Source organism: Yersinia massiliensis, from assembly GCF_003048255.1.
Classification (GTDB): Bacteria; Pseudomonadota; Gammaproteobacteria; order Enterobacterales; family Enterobacteriaceae; genus Yersinia; species Yersinia massiliensis_A.
Window position 1 is genome coordinate 1,470,743 of the sequence record NZ_CP028487.1, and the last position, 26,666, is coordinate 1,497,408.

Consider the following 26,666-nt stretch of genomic DNA (forward strand, 5'->3'; position numbering starts at 1 on the left):
GGAGTTGTTACTCATGTCAAAGAATTATGCCGCAGTATCTCAGCAAATTGTCGAGGCTATTGGCGGAGCCAACAATGTCGGGGCAGTGACTCACTGTATGACACGCTTACGTTTCGTGCTCAATGATGACAGTGCGGTTGATCTGGCAAAGTTAAAATCGATCAGTGGTGTGCTGGGCGTGGTACGAAATGAAAACCAATGTCAGGTCATCATTGGCAATAATGTAGCGTATGCCTATGCAGAAGTGCTGAAACTCTTACCAGAAGGTACATTGCCTGAAAATGCTCAGCCACAGAAAAACAAAATTACCTTAAGACGTATCGGGGCTGGCATTTTAGATGCACTGATTGGCACCATGTCACCGCTGATCCCGGCCATCATTGGCGGTTCGATGGTGAAATTGCTGGCAATGATACTGGATATGACCGGTATCTTTGAGAAAGGCTCATCGACACTGATTATTCTTAATGTGATTGGTGACGGTGCTTTCTTCTTCCTGCCAGTGATGGTGGCGGCCTCTGCTGCCATCAAATTCAAAACCAATATGTCGCTGGCTATCGCCATTGCGGGTGTGTTGGTCCATCCCGCCTTTATTGATTTGATGGCGAAAGCCGCCCAAGGCCAGCATGTTGAATTTATGGGTGTTTCGGTCACAGCGGTGAAATACACTTATACCGTGATCCCTGCATTGTGCATGACTTGGTTGCTCTCGTATATCGAACGTTGGGTTGATCGCATCACCCCTGCGGTAACGAAAAACTTCCTCAAGCCCATGCTGATTGTGCTGATTTCTGCGCCTATCGCGATCATTTTCATCGGACCGCTGGGGATCTGGATTGGTAGTGGCATTTCATCTCTGGTGTACAGCGTACATGATTATCTGGGCTGGCTCTCTGTGGCGATTATGGGCGCACTCTGGCCATTGCTGGTGATGACGGGCATGCACCGTGTATTCACCCCGACCATCATTCAAACCATTGCCGAAACGGGCAAAGAGGGCATGGTCATGCCATCGGAAATTGGTGCGAACCTTTCGCTCGGCGGCTCTTCATTGGCTGTTGCATGGCGAACCAAAAACCCAGAATTGCGCCAGACAGCACTGGCTGCGGCGGCATCGGCAATCGTGGCCGGTATTTCTGAACCCGCACTTTATGGCGTCGCGTTACGACTCAAACGCCCATTAATCGCCAGCCTAATCAGTGGGTTTATTTGTGGTGCGGTAGCGGGTATTGGTGGGCTAGCCAGTCATTCCATGGCCTCACCTGGGCTGTTTACCAGTGTCCAGTTCTTCGACCCTGCGAATCCAATGAGTATCGTATGGGTGTTTGGCGTCATGGTGCTGGCAATTGTGATTTCATTCGTCACCACACTGCTACTGGGTTTTGAGGATATTCCGGTCGAGGATAATGAAGGTGATATCGCCCATCCGACCGATGCCGTTGCGGCGCAGAGCGCAGTAAAGATTAACTGAAAAACGAGGTGTTTCATGGCTGTATCAACATTTCCCGACGGTTTTTTATGGGGTGGCGCATTAGCTGCAAACCAGGCCGAAGGTGCTTGTTTCGAAGGTGGTAAAGGTCTGACGACGGTTGACATGATCCCCCATGGACCACACCGTTTAGCGGTGAAATTGGGGCAGGAAAAGCGTTTTACCTTAAGAGACGATGAGTTTTACCCGAGCCATCAGGCGATAGATTTTTATCATCGCTACAAAGACGATATCGCATTGATGGCTGAAATGGGATTCACCGTATTCCGTACCTCCATTGCATGGAGCCGGATCTACCCGAATGGCGATGAGATGACGCCAAACGCGGAGGGAATAGCCTTTTACCGTGACCTGTTTAGCGAATGCAAAAAGCACAATATTGAGCCGTTAGTGACGCTGTGCCATTTTGATGTGCCGATGCACCTCGTGACGGAATACGGTTCGTGGCGTAACCGCAAAATGGTGGCGTTTTTCACCCGCTACGCGCGGACCTGTTTTGAAGCCTTTGATGGGTTAGTGAAGTATTGGCTGACCTTTAACGAAATTAATATCCTGCTTCATAGCCCGTTCTCAGGTGCTGGATTAGTCTTTGAACCTAATGAAAATCAGGAACAGGTCAAATATCAGGCCGCTCACCACGAACTGCTTGCCAGCGCACTGGCAACCAAGATTGCCCATGAGGTCAATGCGAATAATCAGGTCGGATGCATGCTTGCAGGGGGGAATTTCTACCCGCGGACCTGCAAACCGGAAGATGTCTGGGCGGCATTGGAAAAGGACCGAGAGAATCTGTTTTTCATTGATGTGCAAGCGCGCGGTGCTTATCCGGCCTACACCAAACGCCTGTTCAGAGAGAAGGGCATTTCAATCATCACAGAAGCAGGTGATGACGATATTCTGAAAGACACGGTAGATTTCGTTTCCTTCAGCTATTACGCCTCCCGTTGTGCATCAGCTGAGATGAACGAACATAACAGCAGCGCAGCGAATATCGTTAAATCCCTGAAAAACCCGCATATCGAGGCCAGTGAGTGGGGGTGGGGCATTGATCCATTGGGGTTACGCATCACCATGAACATGATGTATGACCGCTATCAGAAACCACTGTTTCTGGTTGAAAATGGTTTGGGTGCAAAAGATGAGATTAACCAGCAGGGTGAAATTGAAGACGATTATCGCATCAGCTATTTGCGCGAGCATATTAAGGCCATGGGCGAGGCGATTGACGATGGTATCCCCGTGATGGGATACACCTCATGGGGCTGCATCGATTTGGTTTCTGCCTCGACCGGCGAAATGAGCAAACGTTACGGCTTTATCTATGTTGATCGTGATGACCAAGGGAAGGGTTCTTTAGCCCGTAAGAAAAAGAAATCCTTCTATTGGTATAAAAAAGTCATTGCCAGTAACGGTGCTGATTTGAGTTAAAAATGCTGGGAATATCCTCGATAAGTGATATTCCCACCTCATCACGCATAACAGTGGCCTTTTCGATTTTAGGGCTCGTGACGATCGTGAGATGGCCCTTTTTTCAACAGCATCATAAATTCAGTAAACGCAGTACGAAGCGGCGCGAATAAGGGATGTTTGCGGTTCTCCATCATGGTTTCTGAGAATAACTTCAGCCCTAAAGCGAAGGCCGCTGTTTTATCTTTGCCAAAATCCAGATCTTCGCGCGCCTGTAACCGCTCGATGATGCCGAGGATCTCATCATGATTCTCGGCTTCAAATGTGACAGGGGCTTTATCAATCGGCTCACCTTTACGGTCAGTCATAGGCTCAATGGTGATTCGATAACGATAGCCGGGCATCAGTTTTTCTCCTGTTCATCCGTCGTGGTATCTGCCGATCGTGGTGTTAACTCTTTCTCAATGGCTTCTACTGCGGTCATTAACGCGGCATTAATGCGGACTACCTGCTCTGGTGTCACGTCTGAGCGCACCATGTTACTACGCAAAATATGACGTAAACGGTGCATCACATCAGAAATGCCTTCCGCCAGATTCCCTTCAGGACGGCGATTGACCTGCGCCAGTCGAGAAAAGATGACATCAACCATGGCTTGATTTTGTTGTAACTCAACCTTACCAGCATCAGTAATTTGGTAGCTCTTACGGCCATTACCGGTGGCAACAGGGGTGACAAAATCTTGCTCTTCAAGCAGTGTCAGCGTCGGGTAGATAACGCCTGGGCTTGGCACGTACAGCCCTGAAGAAGCCTCTTCGATTGCCTTAATGAGCTCATAACCGTGGCTAGGTTTTTTATCAAGCAATGCCAATAAGACAACACGTAAGTCACCGTGCTCAAACAGGCGTTGCATCTTCTCACCACGACCATGCCGCCCACCTCTGCCTGCTTCTGGGCCTTTACCGGCCATTGGGTGACGACCAGCACGATGCATTCTTTCACCGCCGCGGTGGTGTTCTTCCCGATGTTCGCCACAGTGGCCGTGACCACGTTTTGAAAATCCAAACATAATTTATCTCCTTTAGATATATCGAAACAATTTCGATATATCTAATCTAGATCGATATATCGAAGTTTGCAAGAGGGGAAATCAAAAAAGATATATCTAAATTATCGATGCTGACGATCGTACAGTCAAAAAATGGATGGGGGAGGAGTGGCGTGCTTGTGTCTATCAACAGTACTGAATTGGGTATAAGGGGAAATTAATGGGGGAAGGCTAGGGAAACGAACGGCCCCCAATGCAAGTGAATCTCCTAAGCTACAGAGAATATTGTCACTCTACAGGGGGCAAGAGGCAGACTTAGGCCATTAGCTCTTTTTAACAAACTCAGATTTGAGCTTCATCGGACCAAAACCATCAATTTTACAATCGATATTGTGGTCACCTTCAACCAAGCGAATGCTTTTCACTTTAGTGCCAATTTTCAGCGTTGAAGAGCTGCCTTTTACTTTCAGATCTTTCACTACAGTGACTGAGTCGCCGTCAGCTAGCAGGTTACCGTTGGCATCACGTACTACCAGACCCTCTTCATCAGCGGATGAAGCATTGTTTTCTGACCACTCATTTCCGCACTCTGGGCAATTTAGTTTTTCCCCGTCCTGCCATGTAAACTCAGAATTGCACTTTGGACAGTTTGGTAAACTCATCTCTATAACCCCTTGAAATTAAATTCAATAAATATAAAAAAGTGATAAAAAATTGATTGGTGCTTTGATGGGGGCCTATTTTACACTTTTTATCAGGTTATTGGAAAGCGAACTAGGGTATAAAGCTTGCCGTAGCTGATGATTTTGCTTTGAATGATATATTGAGTTTTTACTTAATGTTTTTATTTTTCAATAAATTACAATATTTAAGTTTGATGGCTAATCGTCTCTTTTGGTGTGGAATTAGCCTAAATCTAGGGATGTGTCTGATTAAGCTGTTCGTTCGAATACCAAACTGATGAACTCACGGTCAACGATCTCGCCTGTTTTACTGATACTTTTATCTTTTTTATGCTCTTGCGTGTGCAGTTTTAACGGTGAATTCGCCATTAAGGCTCGCACCTCTGACTCGCTATACAATTGAAACCCATGCTCGACAAAAGGCAGTTTCGCCATGAAGGCTTTATCGCAAAACGTCACACAGAAAAGCCCACCAACGGTCAATACTCGGCAGATCTCTTTGAGTAATGCATCGGGTTGCTGCCAAAAATATATCGTATTGACGGTTAACACTTTATCGACACTGGCATCGGCTAGCGGAAGAGTGACGCCATCATACAAACGGTAATCTGCCCAGCCCGCTTGAATATACGGGTGATTGAAGGCCAAAGCTTCTTGATGCATTAATGGTGAAAATTCCAGACCGGTATAGTGGAGGTTATTGGCCAAAGAAAGAATATAACCTAACAACCCGCCATTGCCATATCCCAACTCAAGCAGGCGATCACCCTCACTCAGACAAAGCTGATTAATACCGCTCATGATCACAGGGAGATTACGCATGTTCATGATATGGCCTAATGCTTTTCCGTCCTCCCCATCTGGGCAACGTAATTGTGCAGCAACTTTTTGTAGTGAATTATCCATGGTTTCTTCTGATTATTGATAAACGATAAAAAATATTGGATAGAGAAGCACACTAACATATTCCCTGTACTTGGTATCAATAAAAAACATAACAAATATGATGATTTTTCTGATGCTGACGATTGTAAATCATTTGTTTTTAGCGTTTTCGGTGAATTTTTTATTAATTTACTTATTTGCAAACTTTTACTATTACGTAACAAATGACATTTTCACCAATAGAATTAATCCGTGTTAAGGATAATAAAATTCAATAAAATAAATGATTAAAAACAGTTGGTTAAATTAAAATACCTCAAAATGAGTAAGAATTCTGGCATTCTGAGTTTTTTGTAATACATTTAATATTGTTGAACATGACTCTTTAGCTAGCATAAATAGTCATCAATGATTGTGTAGGCTAAAAATGAAATCCTGCCACATCGTTCTGAAAAGATTATTATTTTTCGGATCGTATCAGTCAATACTTTAATATTTAATACATTCTCCTTAAGGGTGAGGTTATGGATAAAAATAACGTATTTACTAACTACAATGAAAACGATGATGTGTACGCTTCTATTGATTTAGCAAAATCGATGCCTAAATCTACTTTTCCAGCGAAAGAACGTAATGCGCGTAATGTGTTTAGCGCTATTCGTGATGAACTCATGTTAGACGGTAATTCTCGTCAAAACTTGGCCACTTTTTGCCAAACATGGGTCGACGACGAAATTCGTGAATTAATGGATTTGTCTATCGATAAGAACATGATCGATAAAGATGAATATCCGCAAACAGCAGAAATTGAAGCACGATGCGTGCGAATGCTGGCTAATCTGTGGAACTCCCCAACACCAGAAACGACCTTGGGTTGCTCCACTATTGGCTCCTCTGAAGCCGCGATGTTAGGAGGGCTAGCATTAAAATGGCAATGGCGAAATAAGCGTACTGCAAAAGGGCTACCGACCGATAAACCGAATATGATTTGTGGGCCAGTTCAGATTTGTTGGCATAAATTTGCCCGTTACTTTGATGTTGAATTGCGTGAAATTCCGTTAGAAGGTGACCGTTTGATCATGAGCCCAGAAGAGGTGCTCAAGCGTGTTGATGAAAACACCATCGGTGTGGTGCCGACACTCGGCGTCACCTTTACTTGCCAGTACGAGCCGGTAAAAGCAGTTTGTGATGCACTTGATAAGCTACAAAAAGATACCGGCTTGGATATCCCTATGCATATTGACGGCGCGAGCGGCGGCTTCCTTGCGCCATTCTGTGCGCCAGAACTGGAGTGGGATTTCCGTTTGCCGAGAGTCAAATCTATCAATACTTCCGGCCATAAATTTGGTTTAGCGCCACTCGGGGCTGGCTGGGTTGTATGGCGTGAAGCCTCTGATTTACCTGAAGATCTCATTTTCAACGTCAATTACCTTGGCGGCAACATGCCAACCTTTGCGCTGAACTTCTCGCGTCCCGGTGGTCAGATCATTGCGCAGTACTACAATTTCTTACGTCTGGGCCGTGAAGGGTACGCAAAAATCCATAATGCTTGCTATGCCACTGCCCAGTATTTGGCTGAGGAAATTAGTAATATCGGGCCATTTGAAATGCTGTTTGATGGTGACAGCAGTAAAGGGATCCCAGCATTGGCATGGAAGCTGAAAGATAATGCGGCGTTAGGTGGATATAACCTCTATGACTTGGCCGATAAGTTACGCTCTCGCGGTTGGCAGGTCCCAGCCTATTCCATGCCGGCGAACCGAGAAGATTTGGTTATCCAGCGTATTCTGGTGCGTCATGGGGTGAGCTACGACCTCGGTAGCTTGTTGATTGATGATATTAAAAGAGCGCTAGACTATTTCAAAAACCACCCAGTCACGAAACCTCTGACTGAAGAAGAAGCGAGTGGTTTTAACCACGGATAAAACGATTCGATAACTTAATTTACGGGGTGGCAATAAATACTGCCCCGTAATACTCATGCAATATTCAATGAGTATCGGCTTATCTTTCTTCAGGAGAGTGATTATGGCGAGTATACAAACGAGCGCCACGCCAAAACAGTTATCGTTATTAGGCTTTTTTGCGATAACGGCATCCATGGTGATGGCGGTTTATGAATATCCAACTTTTGCAACTTCCGGTTTTGCGCTTATTTTCTTCTTACTTTTAGGTGGATTGCTTTGGTTTATTCCCGTTGGTTTATGCGCCGCTGAAATGGCGACAGTTGAAGGTTGGCAAGAAGGCGGGGTATTTACTTGGGTTTCTAAGACATTAGGGGAACGTTGGGGATTTGCAGCCATTTCCTTTGGTTATTTGCAAATCGCCATTGGTTTTATTCCCATGCTCTATTTTGTACTAGGTGCACTTTCTTATATCCTCAAATGGCCAGCGTTGAATGAGGAGCCGGTTGTCAAAACAATCGCCGCGCTGATTATTTTATGGGCACTGGCTTTCACCCAATTTGGTGGTACTAAAAATACCGCACGTATTGCGAAAATTGGTTTCTTTGCCGGCATACTTTTGCCCGCGGCCATATTAGTTATTTTAGTCATTTTCTATTTGCATGCAGGTGCGCCCGTTGCCATTGAAATCAGTGCAGCAACATTTTTCCCTGACTTTACCAGTATGGGAACGTTAGTGGTATTTGTTGCTTTCATCTTGAGTTATATGGGTGTTGAGGCATCCGCAACCCATGTCAATGAAATGAAAAATCCTGGCCGCGATTATCCGCTTGCCATGTTACTGCTTATGTTTGCTGCGATTTGCTTAAGTTCAGTTGGCGGGCTTTCTATTGCAGCGGTGATTCCCCACGAACAGATAAATCTTTCTGCGGGGGTGATGCAGAGCTTTACCGTACTGATTAATCATTTTGGTCCGGGATTTGAGTGGGCTATTCGTGTTATTGCCGCACTGCTATTGCTAGGTGTGCTGGCTGAAATTGCGGCTTGGATAGTTGGGCCTTCTCGCGGAATGTTAGTCACCGCGCAGCAAGGCATTTTGCCTGCTCGTTTTGCCAAAATGAACAAGAACGGTGTGCCCGTTACCTTGGTTATTTCTCAGTTAGTGATTACGTCTATTGCGCTGATTGTGCTGACGAATACGGGGGGCGGTAATAACATGTCCTTCTTGATTGCGCTAGCCCTGACCGTCGTGATTTATCTGTGCAGTTATTTCTTGCTGTTCCTCGGCTATATTACGTTGATTAGGAAACAGCCAGAAAACAAACGTACCTTTAATATCCCAGGGGGAAATGCCGTTAAGATAACCGTGGCAACGATTGGCTTAATCACGTCAATCACTGCGTTTGTCGTGTCGTTCTTCCCGCCGTCTGGCTTGCCAGGTAAAGAGGCTAATGATATTTATGCTGGTTTGCTGGCTGTCAGTTTCTTGGTTGTATTAGCGATTCCTTTCATTATTTATGCGCTACATGATAAGAAAGGAAAAACAAATAATGTCACGCTAGTCCCCATTACAGCCGATACTGCGCCGAAAGGGCATTTCTTTATTCATCCAAGAGCGCGTTCACCGCATCATATCGTGGTGGATGGTAAAAAAGTACATTAACTCTCATTTATCACTAGTGTCGTCATACAATATAGCCAGGCGAGTTTGTCTGGCTATATTTGTTGATGGTCTTGTTGATGATAATTAATTTACGATGATATTGTCTTAGATATAGCCAATATTGATTCACATGCTACTTCAAGTAATCCAATGCATTTGATTTGAAAACGATGCTTAGAGTCTTCCTTCTCGATGCATTTTTTGAATATCCTCCATGATTCTCTTGTTTACCTGACGAGAAAAATCATCCCACGGTTCTGTTTTAAGAAAATCTACCGGATGTTCTCTGGTTGCCATTTCAAGTGCATGACACTGATCCATATCGATTGACTCTCCTCTAGATGATATTTCATTCAATATACTGAGTGTCGCAACTGCTTTGTCTGAGTTATATCCAAGAGCTTGGCATAGTTGTTGATTATTGAGTGACTTAAAATTTTCAGGAGGTGTTGGTTTGGGTGTACAACCAGAGAGTATCAATGCCGTGACAAATATTGACTTTCTTATCATTGAGCTTTGTTTCCATACAAGAAGAGAGTTTGTCAGTTCGCTTATTTAACTAAGTGGGTAACATATCAATATGTTACCTAAATTAGTGATGAGGTTTTCTATCGCTTAAATGGGATGGTGAATATCATTGTGGATATTTCAGAGATACGCATCTAACCAATTTGGTTTTTTCCACCCGTTAGTTTCCATGCAAGCTAAAAACATACTATTTCTACTGTCTTCATTTACATCCATGGCGTAGCTCTCAAAACCTAAGACTTTATCTGATTTGTAACCACTGCTAGAGCATCCATCGTCTTTTTTATTACATTTTATATAGGTCGGTTGTTGAACACTTCTTGTCGCGACCTCATTTCTGACGGGGTATTGAGCCTGTGCTTTTTCATGACAAAGTTTCTTAGCTTCTTGAAGCGTTAGTGTCGGATTATTTAATGGCTCCCATTTTGTCGCGCAGCCAGATAATACCAATGTGGCAAAAATTGCTAATGAGTGCTTTTTCATAAAAAAAAACCTTGGTTAAATTTGAATAATACAGATTGAATATTGCTGTGCATTTCAGGAAATAGAAGATTGATTAACAGTGACCGACTCATTTACCCAAGGATGCGTAGAGGTATCGTCTACATTCTCTACCTGTGGAGATAGGCATAACCTATCAAATATTAAAAGTATGGTGAGGTTGATTACTTTCATCGTCGATCCTTCGAAGTCATAAATGCAATGTCCAATCCAATAATGCGCTATTGAATTTAAACAAAAAGTAAACGATAATCATTATCAATAATTGATTTTAACAATTGCATTGGTAACCACAATGATTATGATCGCCTTACCGCTAGCGTATTATTCTCGCTGTCGTGACTTAAACATTGCTTAATCGCTGAATATTCTCATATATTTAATATAGTTAAAGCGTGTCGTTATATTCACGGTTAGTCCGCAAGTCATAATAGGAAAAAACATGGAACAGTGGCTGCTTCAGTTTTTATTGTTGTATATCACTTTTTTGTCAATGTTTAGCCCTCCAGCCACGATGGCTACCGCGGCAATTATTTTAGATGGTGTCCCCAACACGATTCTAAAGCGATTAGCTTGGCGTGTGGCGTTTGAATATGTCGTGATCATGCTCTTTGTTATTTGGCTGGGTAATTACATGCTGATGGCATTAGGGTTAAGCCCGCACGCTTTAACCGTCACTGGCGGGGCTGCTTTATTGTTTCAAGGTTGGCCATTGATGATGCGTGGAACCAAAGTAGAGCAAAGTAATCACGCATTAGATAGTGATAATCCTAAACGATTTCGTGATCTGGCTGTGGTGCCGTTGTTATTTCCGTTATCGATGGGAGGAGGGACGATTGCCGTCGGGATATCATCCGCAGCGCACAATAGTACGTTAGAAGGCATGATGACGCTGTCAGCCGTGATATTAATGATGGCGCCGACAATTGCGTTGACCTTTTTAGTCTCAGGTCCATTACAGGGTCGGCTTTCTACGGGGGCAATGGATACGCTGGCGCGTATTTCAGGTATTATTTTGGTGACGCTTTCATTGCAATTGCTGGTCACGGGATTAACAGATTTAGTGATGGTAGAGATACATTCAATGCGTTAGCGTTAAAATAGACTTATGATTGATAGATTAAAATTTGAAGGGAAAGTAACTCCCTTCAAATCCGTTATACTGAAGGTGTCACAGGTTCAAATACGAAGGGTTTCGCAGGTTGAAAATGTGCAGAAACATCACCGGTATACTGAATTGCTTGAGGTGTACTAATCTTCAGTTTTTTAACTTCAGCAGATTTTGAAAAATCAACCTTGTTAAAGTCGACCCAAAATGTATTTGGCATCAGAGTGGATTCAAAATAGTAAATCTTATTCTTCTGATCCGAGAGTGTTCTCCAGCGGGTGGAAGAAATATTTGGCTCATCAGGCGTACTGATACCATAAGGAACGGAAACAGAACGAATAACACTCAGCACACTTGCAGTAGCCAATTGCTTATCCGTGTATTTTGGAATCGCATTAATATAAAACTGTGCTCGAACAAAACGATCACTGGAGCTATTGGTGCCCGGTAGCATGTTAGTGCCACCAATTCTTTGCCAATATGAATCAATGGCTAATTGTTTGTCATAGGTCGGCGAGTTCGTGACAACTTGGTACTCTCGGCTGTGATGAATCGTCAGTTTTCCATCAATGTATTCAAATACAGCACTATCTCCGCTGGGATCGGAAAGCGTGAGATGAATGGTCCCCAGCCTTTCTTGACCAGGTACTTTACTGGTTAATACCGTAATAGGTTCATTTTTTAATGTCTTAACGGCTTCATCGACAGTGGCAAAATTATCGAGAACATATTGCCCCCATGCAGCCAGTGAAAGGTTAGGCTTATCTGGGGTTGGCGTTGGATATTGAGATTCAGCTAACCACAACATGTTCACCACTAAACCTTTTTCATTCATACCGTCAGTGCTGGCAATATTGTAGGCTGCGGTGATCACACTGCCATATTTTGATGTCCAGACTACTGAGTTTGGCCCAGCATTACCTGTACGTTCCATTCCTCGTGGGAATATCCACAGATCGGAATGCAGGTCTTCTTTCCAATCCATCGACCTTGCTGTTATCACTAAATCTTCCGGCCCTAGATACACAGCTCTGGTACAAGCTTGTGCTGCAGGAATCAATGTAATGGTGCCAACAAAGGCCATGACACCAAACAGAATTTTTGATATCCGGTTCTTATTCATATGCAACTTTTCCTATATCTCAATATTCAACATATTTACTGTTTATCCGAATCGGCCTATTTATGCCTGATACATCAAGTCTATCTCATCGTTAAGTTCAGTTAGTTGCTTCGTCAATTGTTGCAATCCTTCTTCGATAATAGGGTCTGGGACCTGAGTTGGTTCATGGCTTTCCAACTGCTCACAAAGTGCAAGTAAGGCAGCAGCCCCTAAAATTTGTGCTGAGCCATTAATACGATGCAAATGATTTTGCAGTGCAGCCCAATCTCCTATACGAGCAGCTTCTTTAGCTGATGTCAGATCTTTGCCATTTTCCACTTGAGAAGTCGTCAACATTTGCTGCATTAATTTGTCATCACCCAGTGTTAGTGTCTTGAGTAATTCGAGATCGATAAGCTCCCCTAATCGAGATCTTGGCTGGCGTATATCGATCAAGCGTAATGAAGATTCTAACTGTTGCAAACTCACCGGCTTAAAGAGACATAAATTCATCCCAATGGCGAGGCAGCGCTCTTTCTCCTCTGCTTGCGCATTCGCAGTTAATCCCCAAATAACAATATCTTGATTGAAGCCTCGAATATGACGGGTGAGAGTAATGCCGTCCATATTCGGCATATTGATATCTGTAATCAGCAGGTCATAGCTATTTCGCTTAATTAATTCTAATGCCTGAACCCCATCTATAGCTTCGTCGATATGATATCCCAACTTATCTAACTGGCGTCTTAACAGCAGGCGATTGTTAGGATGATCATCAGTCACGAGAATATTAAGATTTTTAGGGAGCTCAGTTGCGTATTTTGACGTCTGTATTGCGATAACCGCGTCACGCGAAACCTCCGGCGTAAACGTAGCCGTTAAGGTCGTTCCCTGACCCAATTCACTGAGCATCTTAATTTCACCGCCCATGCGCGAGACCAGTTCGCGACATATTGCCAAACCGAGACCAGACCCCATTTGTTGTTTGCCTACTTGCGTTTGGCTAAAGGGTTCAAACAACTTTTGCTGATCTTGTTGGCTTATACCAAGGCCAGTATCCGACACGGTCAATATTAATTGAGTTTGCGTCTTACTCTTGGCATGTGTTTCGACACAGACTTCAATGCTGCCTTGTTGAGTAAATTTAATGGCATTGCTGAGAAAATTACTTAATATCTGCCGCAGGGCTTGCGGGTCAAGCCACAGATATTCCCCTTTCACTAATCGATTAACAAAAATGAGCTGGAGACTTTTTTGTTTAGCCAGCCCTTCAAAGGTTCTTAGCGTACTGGTTATCAACGCTTCAACATCTACCCATTCAGGCGCTAGCTCAAAATTGCCGGATTCAATTTTCTCCATGTCCAAAACATCGCCGATTAATCCTAGTAAGTGCTGCGCAGTGGCATAGGCTAATTGAATCGATTCTTGATCTTCGTCAGGAGATTGTTTATGGGTAGATAGCAGCTCTAAGAAGCCCATGATAGTGCTAATCGGAGTTCGAATTTCATGGCTCATGCTCGCTAAGAAAGTGCTTTTTGCCTGATTGGCATGTATCGCTTTGTCTTTTTCTATCTGAAGCGCTTTCATTAACTGCTTCGATTCGGTGATATCTTGCCAGCCACAAATAATGGTTGCAGGAACATTTGCGGGCATAAGGCACAGGGTCAGCCAATGCACAATATGCCGCTCTTCTTGGCCGTTATTGAGCACCAAGTGATGAGCAAGGACAGATTCCGGTATCAGGCCTTTTTCAATATCATGGTGGATGACGGAGAAGATATTAGCGAGTGGGTGGCGGCTATCAAATAACGATGGGCGGATCTCCTCACGCAGCTCCGGTGAAAAGAAATCTGTAAACGCACTATTATAGCTCTGCAACTCACCTTCCAGCGATATGATATAAACCGGCATAGGAATCGAATTAGAGAGTGTTTGGCGAAAACTGAGTTGAGTTTCGAGTGCTGCTTGTGTTTTTTTTCTCATGCGAATTTCGCGTGAAAGATAAAGTCCCCACAGCAAGCTACTGAAAATCAACAGTGCAGCTAGTGCGATGACCAAGTAAAATTGCTTGTTATATAAATTCCAAGTGTCAATTTTAATATTGGGCATTTTCGCCCATTTGGCAGCCAGTCGTGATATTTCCTTTTGCGGAATATCGTCGAGCGATTTATTAAGAATATGTTGTAACTCTGTATTCCCTCGAGGGAATGCAAAACTTATTAATGCGGGTGTATCATCAGCAATACGGAAATATTTTAATTCTCCGGGATAATAATGGTCAATCATATACCGAGCAGAAAGTAGATTATAGATAGAAGCATCTACACGCCCATCTTTTACCATGTTGAGTGCCACACTACTATTATCGACATTGACCCATTGAATGTTGGGATATCGATTTTTAAGCTGCTCATACAGGGTATGATATTCAGGTATGGCGACTTTCATACCCGCAGATAGTTTGGTAATGCCATCAGGCTTATCTCTGACTACGGCAACAAATGGCGTCGCAATAAAAGGATGGGTGAAAGAAAGATAATATTCACGCTCTAAACTGTAGGTTGTCGTCGGCAATATATCCCAATCACCTTTGCGCATAATATTCGCCATTTCACTGTTAGAATTGACGATAATGGGCTCGAATTCCAGGCCTGTTTTTAGTTGAATAAGATTAAGAATATCGCCAATAAGCCCTCGGATTTCCGAGTTTTCATCCACCATCGTAAAAGGGGCATAGTAAGGATTAATGAGTACACGCAGCTTAGGATTTTTTTGTAGCCAGAGTTTTTCTTTTGGCGTCAGGGGGAGTGGTTTAGCAAGATGTGAGAGGCTAACACCATCAACCCAAAATTGAGTCTCATGATTATGAATTTGATCTCTTTCTACACTGAGGAATGTATTGATTATATCAATTAGCAGCTTATCGCTTTCTAACGCGATGAAGCGGTTACTGATCTGCGGTTTTTCCCAGAATTTGACCACACTAAGCGTATAGGGAAAATCCCTCGCCATGACGATATTGCCGGTGAGATTGTTGCCAATAAAATAGTCGCTTTGCCGCTCAACTACCGATTCCAACGCCCTGTATTCACTGTCAAAAGTAACAATATTGGCATGAGGAAATGATTGCTTGATAAATTCTTCTGACGGAAATCCCCCTGTAATAGCAATGTTGACACGTTTATTTGTATGCAGCGGCTGCATTGTTTCATCTTGCCGTGTCACCAGCATGGGATAAGAGCGGACTATCGGTTCAGAGACAATAAAAGGGCTATTAATAGCAATATGGTCGGTCTGTTTGGTGAGGATAAGATCTACGCTACGCGCTTTTATCGCTGCCAAGGCTTGCTGTTGGTCAGGGTAGCGCTTCACTTCAATGTCAGTATTAAGGGAACTTTGTAAGAGCGCCAAATAATCTGCATTCATCCCCCGATAGCGCCCAGTCAGACTATTAAATGCCAGCGGGGGGAATTCGGGAGGATAGACAGCCACGGTCAGCTTACTTTTTTTCGCTAACCAAAGTAGCTCATCATTGCTGAGTTTTATTGTCGGGAGGTCTGCTTCAGAGTGACCCGCCAGCTCCAACGCGATAGGCGCGACGGGGGCTGCATGAGCCAAGGGCATCAGCATCATGAGCGAGAAGAAAATACTGATAAATTTTTGTGACATGATGATTAACCAATCTTATTGCGACTGGCAAATGAAAATAATTCCATTAATGACCTACACTCCAGTTTTTCCATTAAACGACTTTTATAAGTACTCACTGTTTTACTGCTGATGTTCATCTCAGAGGCAATCTGTGCGGTATCCATACTATTTAAAATATGCCGCATAACTTTGATTTCTTGCGATGAGAGCGATTGCAGCTTTTCTTCTTCAGAGTTGAGGCTGCCGACAAATCCACTTAATGAAAAGGGGAAATAGCTATATCCATTCTGGGCCGCATTTATCGCAGCAGTAATATTTGCCATACCTTCTTTTTTACTCACGAAGGCATTTGCCCCTGCATCAGCACTACGTTTGCCATAGAAGATATTATTTTTAGCTGAAACAACGATAATAATACCGTTATATTGTTTTTTTCTTAGTGTTTCAACAACTTCGATACCAGTGAGTGTCGGGATATCAACATCTAAGATAACAATCTCTGGTTGATGACTTTCAATCAACGCTAGCGCTTCAGCACCATCAGACGCTTCAAGTGATACGGCAATCCCTTCATTTTCCAGTAAGTTTCGGATAGCAATCCTAGCTAACGGATGGTCATCAACAATGATAGCGCTCATCTGGGTATCCTTATTTCATATTATTATTGCCTACGGTTATTCAGTATAGTAGCAATGAAATTAAAGGTGTTGATTTTATTTGAATTTCCTTTTAATTCTTAGGGTGTTAAAGCTTTTCTTAAGCGTTAAATTTCGGGGGTATTGACTGGTAGAATATGCTTTATGCATAAAAATTCATTGAGGGATGGTGGGTAACTTATATACATGCGGTGGGCGAAAATTTAATTCGTAGTACTCTGTAGATATTATTATCCTTGCTCAACCTTCCAATAAATTGGACATATCCGATGCGGAAAGTGCCTACGCCTTTAAGTATATTCTTGCAGAAAGATAATAATTATCTTATGTCATTGCTTGTTTCTTATTGCTTATTGATTTTTCGATTTGTGGCGGTACCTTGGGTTTCAGTCCGTAGGTAAATGACGATGCCTACGGACCGATTTCTATTATGACTAATGACGGTTACGCACTAACTGATATCGGCGAGTCAGGTACTCGATTGGGACACTCCAAATATGCACCAGTCGTGAGAAGGGGAACAGTACAAACAGCGTTAGCCCCAACACAATATGTAATTTGAAAATCAGTGCAACATCCGTCAGATAGGCCGATGCACCAGTGCGGAACGTCGCAATTGATTGCGCCCAACCTACCAATTTCATCATCTCGCTACCGTCCATATGCTGAGCTGAAAACGGAATACTGAGTAATCCTAAACTGACTTGTACCACCAGCAGAACCAAGATCAAGATATCCACAGTGGTACTGGTTGCCCTGATTCGTGGGTTGGTTAGCCTCCTGTGTAGCAGCATGGCGCCACCCATTAGCATCATGACACCACAAGCACCGCCAGCGATCATTGCCATTTTTTGTTTTGTTTCTATGGGTAGAAAGGATTCATACATCCAATGTGGTGTCAGCATCCCCAGTACATGACCAAAGAAGATGCCCAAAATACCAATGTGGAATAAATTTGATGCCAGACGGACCCCTTTTTTATCCAACATCTGGCTGGAGCCTGCGCGCCAGCTATATTGGCCATAATCGTAGCGCAACCAACTTCCTAATAAGAAAATGGTCAGTGCCAGATAAGGATAAATCTCAAAAAAGAATTTATTCAGGAAATTCATAGCCTGACTCCTTTAACGTCTGCTGCTGCATTGGACTGAACCACTTTTTTAGCCTCAGATGCGGACTGAATATTGAGATATTGTGGCAGTACGGCATCGGAAACGTGCTTTTGGCGGCTCCCATGTTGAGCTGAGGAGCAACCCTCGCTGCCGAGAAATTTCACTTGCTCCTCTTCCCATACGGCATCCAGCGCCTTTGGTGTGTCGTCGCGGGTTTCTCCCGCCACTTTCTCGTCAAGATTTTCACTACGAATATCACTGCCTGACAGGGCTAATAGCAGATCAAACAACTGAGCATATTCACTATCACGCTGGTGAAGACGTGCACCCAAGAGCGCCAGAATTGGCGCAATATCCTGTAAACCTAATGTGGCCTCAGCCACGGACTGGCTAACCAGATACTCAAGGTAAAGTGGTAGGAAATCCGGTAACTCTTTGCAGTCGAGTATCAACCCTGCGCGCTGATACTGTGCCATGAGGTCTACCATGGCTTGACCACGATCTCGTGATTCACCATGTACATGTTCAAACAATAAAAGTGAGGTCGCGCGGCCACGATCGAACAGGCCGCAATAGGCAGCCTGGCAATCAAGCAGTTCGCGACGACATAATGTACTGACAAATTCCGTGAGTGTTTCGCGCTGTTCAGCAGTGAGTTCATCGGCCTGGGTCAGTGCTTCAATTAGTTCATGCGAGTGTTGCCACAGATCAGCATCTGGGTACTCCAGCAAGCGGGAAATGATCCGCAAACTCATCATAACTGGCCCCCTTGATCTGTCTTCTTAGTCACATCAATGGCATCAATTCGGCGGCTATTAAATAAATTGAAGCGGCTGTCACTGCCATGGCAACCATCACCAAAACTGAAACCACAACCTTTACTTTCTGGGAAGGCATCACGGGCAATTTCGCGGTGACTGGAGGGGATAACAAAGCGGTCCTCATAATTGGCAATGGCCAAATAGCGGTACATTTCCCGCGCCTGCGCCTCTGTCAGCCCAACCGCCTCTAGTGCACTAAGATCAATCTTCCCGTCAACTGTTTCTGCTCGCTTATAGTGCCGCATGGCTAACATTCGCTTGAGCGCCATTAATACCGGCTGGGTATCACCCGCAGTCAATAAATTGGCCAAATACTGCACTGGAATACGCAGACTTTCGACATCGGGTAGAACGCCGTTGTGAGGCATTGCACCTGAATCTGCCGCTGATTGAATCGGTGACAATGGCGGGACATACCACACCATTGGTAGGGTCCGATATTCAGGATGCAGAGGGAGTGCCAATTTCCATTCCACGGCCATTTTGTACACGGGTGAACGCTGCGCTGCATCAATCACACTGGATGGGATACCGTCTTTTTCCGCTTGCGCAATGACCGCTGGGTCATGGGGGTCGAGGAAGATATCCAGTTGTCGTTGATAGAGGTTTTTCTCATCTGCCGCTGATGCTGCCTGTTCAATCGCATCGGCGTCATACAGCAACACGCCCAGATAACGAATGCGTCCAACGCAGGTTTCAGAACAGACCGTGGGTTCACCGGATTCAATTCGTGGATAACAGAAAATACATTTTTCAGATTTACCGCTTTTCCAATTGAAATAGATTTTTTTATAAGGACAGCCGGTCAGACACATACGCCAACCTCGGCATTTATCCTGATCAATCAAAACAATACCATCTTCAGCCCGCTTATAAATCGCGCCACTCGGGCAGGTTGCCACGCAGGCCGGATTGAGGCAGTGCTCGCATAGACGCGGCAAATACATCATGAACGTATGTTCAAACTGCCCGTACATTTCCTTCTGTATGTGGGCGAAATTCTGGTCTTTGGATCGTTTTGAAAACTCACCACCGAGGATTTCTTCCCAGTTTGGGCCATTCTCTATTTTTTCCATCCGTTGGCCGGTAATGAGCGACCGCGGACGAGCAACCGGCTGATGTTTTCCGGCTGGCGCGTTATGCAAGTGTTGGTAATCAAAATCAAAAGGTTCGTAATAGTCATCCAATGCCGGTACATCTGGGTTGGCAAAGATCTTGGATAAGACGCCGATCCTGCCTCCCATGCGCGGTGACAATTTGCCATTAATCTTACGGATCCAGCCGCCTTTCCATTTGTCCTGATTCTCCCAATCATGCGGATAACCCAAACCGGGTTTACTCTCGACGTTGTTAAACCAGGCATATTCCATACCTTCACGACTGGTCCAGACATTTTTGCAGGTGACTGAGCAGGTATGGCAGCCAATGCACTTATCCAGATTCAGGACCATACCGACTTGTGAACGGATTTTCATAGTTTGCCCCCAGTTTTGCTCACTTCCTGCTGCTCATCATCCAGCCAATCGACATTATTCATCTTTCGCACCACCACGAACTCGTCACGATTAGAACCTACCGTGCCGTAGTAGTTAAAGCCGTAGGCTAATTGCGCATACCCTCCAATCATATGGGTTGGTTTAGGGCTGATGCGGGTGACAGAATTATGGATACCGCCGCGCTGGCCGGTAATTTCAGAGCCTGGGATGTTAATGATGCGTTCTTGTGCGTGATACATCATGGTCATACCGGATGGAATGCGCTGGCTGACCACTGCACGAGCAGTTAATGCCCCATTGCTGTTAAAGGCCTCGATCCAGTCGTTATCTTCTATCATCAACGCTTTAGCATCATCTTCACTCAACCAGACGATGGGACCGCCCCTCGACAGGGTCAGCATCAATAAGTTGTCACTGTAAGTAGAGTGAATTCCCCATTTCTGATGGGGCGTCAAGAAGTTAAGGGCTTTCTCAGGATTGCCGTTTGGTTTCTTATTCAGCAAAGGTTGCGCCGCACGGGTATCAATCGGTGGGCGATAACACAGTAGACTCTCGCCAAAGGCACGCATCCATTCATGATCTTGATAAAGCTGCTGACGGCCGGAAAGGGTGCGCCAAGGGATCAACTCATGAACGTTGGTGTAGCAGGCGTTATAAGAAACATGTTCATCTTCCAGGCCGGACCAAGTTGGGCTGGAGATGATTTTGCGCGGTTGAGCTTGGATATCACGAAAACGAATTTTTTCATCTTCTTTGTTTAAGGCCAGATGTGCATGTTCACGGCCCGTCAGTTGTTCTAATGCTTGCCAGGCTTTGACTGCGACTTGCCCGTTAGTCTCTGGCGCCAGTGATAAAATCACTTCTGCGGCATCAATTGCCGTGTCTATTCTTGGTCGTCCGGCTGTAGGGCCATCAGTATGGGAATGATTCAGTTGTTTGAGGAAATCGACTTCAGTTTGAGTATTCCAACTGATTCCTTTGCCACCATTGCCCAATTTTTCCAGCAAGGGCCCCAGTGCAGTAAAACGAGCATAAGTTTCCGGATAGTGACGTTCGACGACCATAATGTGAGGTGCGGTTTTTCCTGGGATGAGCTCGCATTCCCCTTTTTTCCAGTCTTTAACGCCATAAGGTTGCGCCAGTTCAGCTGCCGAATCATGTTGAATAGGTAAGGTGACCACATCGGTTTCCTGACCTAAATGTCCGACACAAACCCGTGAGAAAGTTTCGGCAATCCCTTTGTAGATATCCCAGTCACTTTTAGATTCCCATGCGGGGTCCACGGCTGCTGATAACGGATGAATAAACGGATGCATATCGGAGGTATTCATGTCGTCTTTTTCATACCAAGTCGCGGTAGGCAAAATGATATCTGAGTAGAGGCAAGTGCTGGACATCCGGAAATCTAATGTCACCACCAAATCCAACTTACCTTCAGCGCCATTATCCTGCCATTCCACCTCTTCTGGTTTTACTCCCCCTTGTAAGCCAAGGTCTTTACCCTGAATACCATTCTCTGTGCCCAGTAGGTATTTGAGCATGTACTCATGCCCTTTACCGGAAGAACCCAACAGGTTTGACCGCCAGACAAAAAGATTTCTTGGGAAATTTTGTGGGTCATCAGGCTGTTCGGCGGCAAATCGCAATGAGCCGTTTTTAAGACTCTCGACGGTATATTCAACTGGCGTTTGACCCGCTTGTTGCGCGCGGGTGGCAATGGTCAGCGGGTTACAGTTCAGTTGTGGGGCTGAGGGTAGCCAACCCATCCGCTCGGCGCGAACATTGAGATCAATCAGGCTTGGGCTAAAACGAGCGCTATCTGCCAGCGGGGAGAGCAGTTGGGTGGTGCTGACGGTCTCATAACGCCACTGGCTGGAGTGATTATAGAAAAATGACGTCCCATTCATATAGCGCGGTGGGCGTTGCCAATCAAGGCCAAATGCTAAGGGTAGCCAGCCCGTCTGTGGACGCAATTTCTCCTGCCCGACATAGTGCGCCCAGCCCCCTCCGCTTTGCCCAACACAACCGCAGAATATCAGCATGTTAATCAGTGCACGGTAGGTCATATCCATGTGATACCAATGGTTGATACCGGCACCCACAATGATCATTGAACGTCCGCGTGTCTTCTCGGCGTTATCAGCAAACTCACGGGCAATACGAATGATATCCTGACGCCCGACCCCAGTAATCTTCTCAGCCCAAGCAGGGGTATGGGCTTTGATATCGTCATAATTATCGGCGGTATTTTCATCGTGCAAACCACGATCGAGGCCATAATTAGCCATCATCAGGTCATAAACACTAGTGACCAGAGCTTCACTACCATCGGCTAATTGCAGCCGTTTTACCGGCAGCTTATGTTGCAGTACTTCTTCCAAGGCAACACTTTGGAAGTTTTCACTTATTTCTCCGCCAAAATAGGGGAAACCGACACTGGCGATATCATCGTGCTGCCCCAGTAAACTCAGTTGTAGTGAGACTTCCTGCTGTGTTTTACCGTCGCGCTGCTCAAGATTCCATTTGCCTTTCTCCCCCCAGCGATAACCGATAGAACCTTGCGGCGCGACCAATTGCCCGCTGTTGCCGTCGATAGCAATGGTTTTCCATTCAGGGTTATTGGCTTCGCCGAGGCTATCGACCAAATCGGCAGCACGCAGCAAACGTCCTGCGGCGTAATAACCCGCATCACGAGGTTCAAGTAGCACCAGCATTGGCATATCGGTGTATTGCCGGATGTATTCAGCAAAATAGCTGCTTTGTCGTTGTAGATGGAACTCATTGAGGATCACATGCCCCATCGCCATTGCCATGGCGCTGTCAGTGCCTTGTTTCGGATTCAGCCATTGGTCACACAGTTTTGCGACTTCGGCATAATCCGGCGTCACTGCCACCGTCTTGGTGCCTTTGTAACGGACTTCCGTAAAGAAGTGGGCATCAGGCGTTCGAGTCTGCGGGACGTTTGATCCCCATGCAATGATATAAGAGGAATTGTACCAATCGGCCGATTCTGGAACATCGGTTTGCTCGCCCCATGTCATGGGCGATGCTGGTGGCAAATCACAATACCAGTCGTAGAAGCTGAGACAAACGCCACCGATTAGCGAGAGATAACGTGAACCTGCTGCATAGGAAACCATTGACATCGCCGGAATGGGTGAAAAGCCGATAATCCGGTCTGGCCCATAGTGTTTGGCGGTGAAGACGTTAGCCGCCGCAATCAATTCATTCACTTCTTGCCAACTGGAGCGGACAAAACCTCCGCGACCACGGGCTTGTTTGTAGCTCTTTGCTTGTTCGCGGTCACCGACAATCGAAGCCCATGCCTCTACTGGGTCGCTATGTAGCACTTTAGCTGCTCGCCACAGTTGCAAGAGGTTTTTACGCATCATCGGGTATTTCAACCGATTGGCACTGTATAAATACCAAGAATAACTGGCGCCCCGAGGGCAACCTCGAGGTTCATGATTCGGCAAATCGGGGCGGGTACGAGGGTAATCGGTTTGCTGGGTCTCCCAAGTGACTAAACCATTCTTGACATAAATTTTCCAGCTACATGAGCCGGTGCAATTGACGCCATGAGTCGAACGTACGATTTTGTCATGCTGCCAGCGGCTACGATAGCCGTCTTCCCAATCACGATTGGTGTCCAGTGTTTGGCCGTGACCCTGCGCGAACGGCTCGGCAAGTTGCTTAAAATACCGAAATCGGTCAAGAAATTTACTCATCCGGATATCTCCTGATTGAGGGACATAACGGCCCTGTTCATTTTTATAAGAGGACTAACATTGCTCAATACGGTTGCTTACTGTTGGTATTACGCTGATTAACGTTGCTTTTTTGTCGCCATCCCCTTATTGAGTTTCCGTCCATAGACAAACCAGGTGATCAGCACGCAGACCACATAAAAAATGACGAAGAGTTTCATTGCACCGGCCGGTGAGCCTGTTAATGCCAATGAAGTACCGAATGATTTCGGAATAAAGAAACCGCCGATGGCACCAATGGCAGAGATAAAGCCCAAAGCCGCAGCTGACTCTCGGACAGCATCGTGCTGCGCCTGCTCGTCACTGCCACCGGCCTTGATAACTCGATCGACAGTCAGTTTGCGGAAGATCACCGCTATCATTTGAAACGTCGATCCACTGCCTAACCCCGCCGTTAAGAACAGCATCATAAAGAGGCTAAAGAAGGCAAAAAACGAACCGCGAGAGGCCGCGCTCGGTAGAGTAAGGAAGAGTAAGGATGCAAATAGGGCCATCAGAACAAAATTGACCAAAGTGACGCGAATACCGCCAAAACGATCTGACAGGGCACCGCCTATCGGGCGAGCTAGCGCTCCCAGTAATGGGCCGAAGAAGGCGTAATGCAGAATGATGACATCAGGGAATTGTGTTTTTGCTAACATGGCAAAACCGGCAGAGAAACCAATAAATGACCCAAATGTCGCCAGATATAACACTGCCAAAATCCATAGATGCCCACGTTTCAAAACCGGTAACTGTTGGGTAATCGAAGCTTTCGAGGCAGAGAGGTCATTCATCCCAAACCATGCCATTACGCTGAAAATCAGCAAAAATGGGATCCAGATATAGGCGGCATTTTGCAACCACAGCTGGCTACCATCGGCTTGCGGATAACCACTCCCCATAAAGGTACTGAAGACCCCAACTGAAATCGCAATAGGGGCGAGCAACTGCATGACACTGACGCCAAGATTGCCCAATCCCCCATTGATGCCCAGCGCTCCGCCTTGTTTTACTTTCGGAAAGAAGAAACTGATATTGGCCATGCTGGAGGCAAAATTTGCTCCAGCAAAACCGCAGAGCAATGAGATCAATATAAATGTTCCGTAAGACGTCGTGCTGTCCTGTACCGCGATACCTAACCAGAGGCAGGGAACCACGAGGAACAGGGTGCTGAACGCGGTCCAGCGGCGACCGCCAAATACTGGGATGACAAAGGCGTAAGGAATACGTAGCAGAGCACCTGATACCGAGGGTAACGCTGTCAGCATAAAGAGCTGGTCGGTAGAAAAGTTAAAACCGACTTTATTCAGATTCACTGCTACCGCACTGAATAGCATCCAGACACAGAAGCTGAGTAATAATGCTGGGACTGAGATCCATAAATTTCTACGAGCAACACGATGGCCGACTTGTTGCCAGAATCGTGGGTCTTCTGGATACCATTGCTGTATTGACCGCCCTCCGGGTATTTTTTCCGGAATGTCTGAAGATGATGAATGGGCTAATGGGGTCGAAGAGTGCGACATAAATACCTCGATCAGGGGGACCGCAAAAGGAAGTCATGCGTCACCCTAGACACCAAAGGCCATTTCAAAGTTGATTTACATCAAGAGGAGGTGAGGTTAACTTTTGGTTAACAATAACCATACATCATTTGTGGGTAGTGCTATTTCCTGAAAAATATGCTCTGTTTTCATTTAGTTGCCAGTGCTCGCTTTTTATCTCAACGCAATATTTTACCCGCAAGCTATTAAGGGGTACTCCCTATTGGTTATGGGGTTATAGCACTGGATGATGAAGAATATCTCTCAGTCATCCCATTAAGGGTATTTCCTCCTTCAGCCACAGGAGTTTTTGATGAGTGAACAAGACGCCGCGACCATTCTGCTGATTGATGATCATCCGATGCTAAGAAACGGTATTAAGCAATTAATCAGCATGGCACCGGGGTTATCCGTTGTAGGTGAAGCCTGTAATGGAGCAGACGGGATTGTGCTGGCAACCAATCTTGATCCAGACCTCATTATGCTGGATTTAAATATGCCCCATATGAATGGTCTGGAAACGTTGGATAAATTACGCCAACAGCCTCTCTCTGGCCGAATAGTGGTGTTTACTGTTTCGAATCATCAAGATGATGTCATTAGTGCGCTAAAGCATGGCGCTGATGGTTATTTATTAAAGGATATGGATCCTGAGGATTTATTAGTGGCATTGTATGACGCTGCTGCTGGGCAGATGGTTATCAGTGATGCTTTGATGTCGATACTGGCAAGCCATTTACGTGAAAATAGCACTGGTGCTGAGCGCGATATCAATACACTCACCTCGCGTGAGCACGATGTTCTCAAACTTATCGGTAAAGGATTATCGAACAAATTGATCGCTAAGAAGTTATTGATTACAGACAGTACTGTTAAGGTTCACGTCAAACATCTGCTAAAGAAAATGAAATTAAAGTCACGAGTTGAAGCCGCCGTTTGGGTTGTCCAAAATAAAGGGTTATAGCTCGCTATTGCATTGAGCGTATCGTGGGCTATCTATTTCTTGGTTACCTGAACTTGTCCATTAATAGCAACTTTTGTTAATGCGATAGTTCAGTGCTTCAGATTGACAATGAATAAAATCTAGATTTATTGATAAATATCAAAGTTAGGTGATTATTCTAACTTTGATATAAGAATGAGATTGATGTGTAGAATCATAAAATAATGGAGGCATTGAATTTTTCATCAAACATTCAATCTTATAATCCCTCAGTGTATTTTCAATATTCAATTTTTTAGTGTCATTCAATAATTACTTTATTCTTTTATTTTCAATGTCTTATTGTTGATTGTTTGATGATTATTTTTATTAAAAT

20 protein-coding genes are annotated in these 26,666 nt (G+C 45.0%); 6 read left to right on the forward strand and 14 right to left on the reverse strand.

The window, feature by feature from the left end:
• Nucleotides 1-13 precede the first annotated feature (13 nt).
• Nucleotides 14-1,471: a PTS cellobiose/arbutin/salicin transporter subunit IIBC gene (ascF, locus tag DA391_RS06760; protein WP_050872841.1), complete on the forward strand. Its 1,458-nt coding sequence runs from the start codon at nt 14-16 to the stop codon at nt 1,469-1,471.
• A 15-nt stretch (nt 1,472-1,486) separates the two neighbouring features.
• A complete protein-coding gene (locus DA391_RS06765) occupies nt 1,487-2,917 on the forward strand; it encodes a 6-phospho-beta-glucosidase (protein WP_050080070.1) in 1,431 nt (476 codons plus the stop codon).
• 68 nt (nt 2,918-2,985) lie between these two features.
• Here the strand turns inward: DA391_RS06765 and DA391_RS06770 are convergent, their stop codons facing one another.
• From DA391_RS06770 to DA391_RS06785, 4 genes are all read right to left on the reverse strand, one after another.
• Nucleotides 2,986-3,300: a DUF3861 domain-containing protein gene (locus DA391_RS06770; RefSeq protein ID WP_050080069.1), complete on the reverse strand. Its 315-nt coding sequence runs from the start codon at nt 3,298-3,300 to the stop codon at nt 2,986-2,988.
• On the reverse strand, nt 3,300-3,965 hold the full coding sequence (locus tag DA391_RS06775; RefSeq protein ID WP_108087479.1) for a PadR family transcriptional regulator: 666 nt from the start codon (nt 3,963-3,965) through the stop codon (nt 3,300-3,302). The genes DA391_RS06770 and DA391_RS06775 overlap by 1 nt, the downstream gene beginning before the upstream one ends.
• A 302-nt stretch (nt 3,966-4,267) precedes the next feature.
• The gene (locus tag DA391_RS06780; protein WP_050080067.1) at nt 4,268-4,606 is read right to left on the reverse strand and encodes a zinc ribbon domain-containing protein YjdM; all 339 of its coding nucleotides are present in this window, start codon (nt 4,604-4,606) and stop codon (nt 4,268-4,270) included.
• Nucleotides 4,607-4,876: 270 nt separating this feature from the next.
• A complete protein-coding gene (locus tag DA391_RS06785) occupies nt 4,877-5,533 on the reverse strand; it encodes a class I SAM-dependent methyltransferase (RefSeq protein ID WP_108087480.1) in 657 nt (218 codons plus the stop codon).
• Nucleotides 5,534-6,036: 503 nt separating this feature from the next.
• Between DA391_RS06785 and DA391_RS06790 the strand changes: the two genes are divergently transcribed.
• Together DA391_RS06790 and gadC are read left to right on the forward strand one after the other, a co-directional pair.
• A complete protein-coding gene (locus tag DA391_RS06790) occupies nt 6,037-7,437 on the forward strand; it encodes a glutamate decarboxylase (protein ID WP_072187322.1) in 1,401 nt (466 codons plus the stop codon).
• 103 nt (nt 7,438-7,540) lie between these two features.
• The gene (gadC, locus tag DA391_RS06795; protein ID WP_050286197.1) at nt 7,541-9,079 is read left to right on the forward strand and encodes a glutamate:gamma-aminobutyrate antiporter; all 1,539 of its coding nucleotides are present in this window, start codon (nt 7,541-7,543) and stop codon (nt 9,077-9,079) included.
• Between the two features lie 174 nt (nt 9,080-9,253).
• Here gadC and DA391_RS06800 read toward each other — a convergent pair whose 3' ends face one another.
• Nucleotides 9,254-9,589: a hypothetical protein gene (locus tag DA391_RS06800; protein WP_049606773.1), complete on the reverse strand. Its 336-nt coding sequence runs from the start codon at nt 9,587-9,589 to the stop codon at nt 9,254-9,256.
• A 138-nt stretch (nt 9,590-9,727) separates the two neighbouring features.
• Nucleotides 9,728-10,090 (reverse strand): hypothetical protein, encoded by a 363-nt coding sequence (locus DA391_RS06805; RefSeq protein WP_050080064.1) that lies wholly within the window; start codon nt 10,088-10,090, stop codon nt 9,728-9,730.
• A 460-nt stretch (nt 10,091-10,550) separates the two neighbouring features.
• On the opposite strand from DA391_RS06805, the gene DA391_RS06810 reads away from it, so the two are divergent.
• On the forward strand, nt 10,551-11,201 hold the full coding sequence (locus DA391_RS06810; RefSeq protein WP_050080063.1) for a MarC family protein: 651 nt from the start codon (nt 10,551-10,553) through the stop codon (nt 11,199-11,201).
• A 64-nt stretch (nt 11,202-11,265) separates the two neighbouring features.
• Here the strand turns inward: DA391_RS06810 and DA391_RS06815 are convergent, their stop codons facing one another.
• The 8 genes from DA391_RS06815 to DA391_RS06850 form a co-directional block, all read right to left on the reverse strand.
• On the reverse strand, nt 11,266-12,201 hold the full coding sequence (locus DA391_RS06815) for a linear amide C-N hydrolase (RefSeq protein WP_413470601.1): 936 nt from the start codon (nt 12,199-12,201) through the stop codon (nt 11,266-11,268).
• 198 nt (nt 12,202-12,399) lie between these two features.
• Nucleotides 12,400-15,987 carry a response regulator gene (locus tag DA391_RS06820; protein ID WP_108087481.1) on the reverse strand — a complete coding sequence of 1,196 codons (3,588 nt, stop codon included), beginning with the start codon at nt 15,985-15,987 and terminating at the stop codon, nt 12,400-12,402.
• Nucleotides 15,988-15,992: 5 nt separating this feature from the next.
• Nucleotides 15,993-16,607 carry an acid-sensing system DNA-binding response regulator EvgA gene (gene evgA, locus DA391_RS06825; protein WP_057644791.1) on the reverse strand — a complete coding sequence of 205 codons (615 nt, stop codon included), beginning with the start codon at nt 16,605-16,607 and terminating at the stop codon, nt 15,993-15,995.
• Nucleotides 16,608-17,059: 452 nt separating this feature from the next.
• Nucleotides 17,060-17,737 carry a respiratory nitrate reductase subunit gamma gene (narI, locus tag DA391_RS06830; RefSeq protein WP_050080059.1) on the reverse strand — a complete coding sequence of 226 codons (678 nt, stop codon included), beginning with the start codon at nt 17,735-17,737 and terminating at the stop codon, nt 17,060-17,062.
• The gene (gene narJ, locus DA391_RS06835) at nt 17,734-18,495 is read right to left on the reverse strand and encodes a nitrate reductase molybdenum cofactor assembly chaperone (RefSeq protein ID WP_108087482.1); all 762 of its coding nucleotides are present in this window, start codon (nt 18,493-18,495) and stop codon (nt 17,734-17,736) included. The genes narI and narJ overlap by 4 nt, the downstream gene beginning before the upstream one ends.
• On the reverse strand, nt 18,492-20,033 hold the full coding sequence (narH, locus tag DA391_RS06840; RefSeq protein WP_050080057.1) for a nitrate reductase subunit beta: 1,542 nt from the start codon (nt 20,031-20,033) through the stop codon (nt 18,492-18,494). Before narH ends, narJ begins: the two co-directional genes overlap by 4 nt.
• Nucleotides 20,030-23,782 carry a nitrate reductase subunit alpha gene (locus tag DA391_RS06845; RefSeq protein WP_108087483.1) on the reverse strand — a complete coding sequence of 1,251 codons (3,753 nt, stop codon included), beginning with the start codon at nt 23,780-23,782 and terminating at the stop codon, nt 20,030-20,032. Before DA391_RS06845 ends, narH begins: the two co-directional genes overlap by 4 nt.
• Before the next feature lie 98 nt (nt 23,783-23,880).
• Nucleotides 23,881-25,329, reverse strand: coding sequence for a NarK family nitrate/nitrite MFS transporter (locus tag DA391_RS06850; protein ID WP_050286191.1), 1,449 nt, complete (start codon nt 25,327-25,329; stop codon nt 23,881-23,883).
• Nucleotides 25,330-25,660: 331 nt separating this feature from the next.
• Between DA391_RS06850 and narL the strand changes: the two genes are divergently transcribed.
• Nucleotides 25,661-26,311: a two-component system response regulator NarL gene (gene narL / locus DA391_RS06855; protein WP_050080054.1), complete on the forward strand. Its 651-nt coding sequence runs from the start codon at nt 25,661-25,663 to the stop codon at nt 26,309-26,311.
• Nucleotides 26,312-26,666: the final 355 nt, after the last annotated feature.

Coding starts and splice junctions, on each gene's coding strand:
- narJ (WP_108087482.1), bottom strand. CDS start 18,495: ATGATGAGTTTGCGGATCATTTCCCGCTTGCTGGAGTACCCAGATGCT.
- ascF (WP_050872841.1), top strand. CDS start 14: ATGTCAAAGAATTATGCCGCAGTATCTCAGCAAATTGTCGAGGCTATT.
- narH (WP_050080057.1), bottom strand. CDS start 20,033: ATGAAAATCCGTTCACAAGTCGGTATGGTCCTGAATCTGGATAAGTGC.
- DA391_RS06770 (WP_050080069.1), bottom strand. CDS start 3,300: ATGCCCGGCTATCGTTATCGAATCACCATTGAGCCTATGACTGACCGT.
- DA391_RS06790 (WP_072187322.1), top strand. CDS start 6,037: ATGGATAAAAATAACGTATTTACTAACTACAATGAAAACGATGATGTG.
- DA391_RS06850 (WP_050286191.1), bottom strand. CDS start 25,329: ATGTCGCACTCTTCGACCCCATTAGCCCATTCATCATCTTCAGACATT.
- DA391_RS06800 (WP_049606773.1), bottom strand. CDS start 9,589: ATGATAAGAAAGTCAATATTTGTCACGGCATTGATACTCTCTGGTTGT.
- DA391_RS06765 (WP_050080070.1), top strand. CDS start 1,487: ATGGCTGTATCAACATTTCCCGACGGTTTTTTATGGGGTGGCGCATTA.
- gadC (WP_050286197.1), top strand. CDS start 7,541: ATGGCGAGTATACAAACGAGCGCCACGCCAAAACAGTTATCGTTATTA.
- DA391_RS06785 (WP_108087480.1), bottom strand. CDS start 5,533: ATGGATAATTCACTACAAAAAGTTGCTGCACAATTACGTTGCCCAGAT.
- DA391_RS06780 (WP_050080067.1), bottom strand. CDS start 4,606: ATGAGTTTACCAAACTGTCCAAAGTGCAATTCTGAGTTTACATGGCAG.
- DA391_RS06805 (WP_050080064.1), bottom strand. CDS start 10,090: ATGAAAAAGCACTCATTAGCAATTTTTGCCACATTGGTATTATCTGGC.
- narL (WP_050080054.1), top strand. CDS start 25,661: ATGAGTGAACAAGACGCCGCGACCATTCTGCTGATTGATGATCATCCG.
- DA391_RS06815 (WP_413470601.1), bottom strand. CDS start 12,201: ATGGATTGGAAAGAAGACCTGCATTCCGATCTGTGGATATTCCCACGA.
- narI (WP_050080059.1), bottom strand. CDS start 17,737: ATGAATTTCCTGAATAAATTCTTTTTTGAGATTTATCCTTATCTGGCA.
- evgA (WP_057644791.1), bottom strand. CDS start 16,607: ATGAGCGCTATCATTGTTGATGACCATCCGTTAGCTAGGATTGCTATC.
- DA391_RS06775 (WP_108087479.1), bottom strand. CDS start 3,965: ATGTTTGGATTTTCAAAACGTGGTCACGGCCACTGTGGCGAACATCGG.
- DA391_RS06810 (WP_050080063.1), top strand. CDS start 10,551: ATGGAACAGTGGCTGCTTCAGTTTTTATTGTTGTATATCACTTTTTTG.
- DA391_RS06845 (WP_108087483.1), bottom strand. CDS start 23,782: ATGAGTAAATTTCTTGACCGATTTCGGTATTTTAAGCAACTTGCCGAG.
- DA391_RS06820 (WP_108087481.1), bottom strand. CDS start 15,987: ATGTCACAAAAATTTATCAGTATTTTCTTCTCGCTCATGATGCTGATG.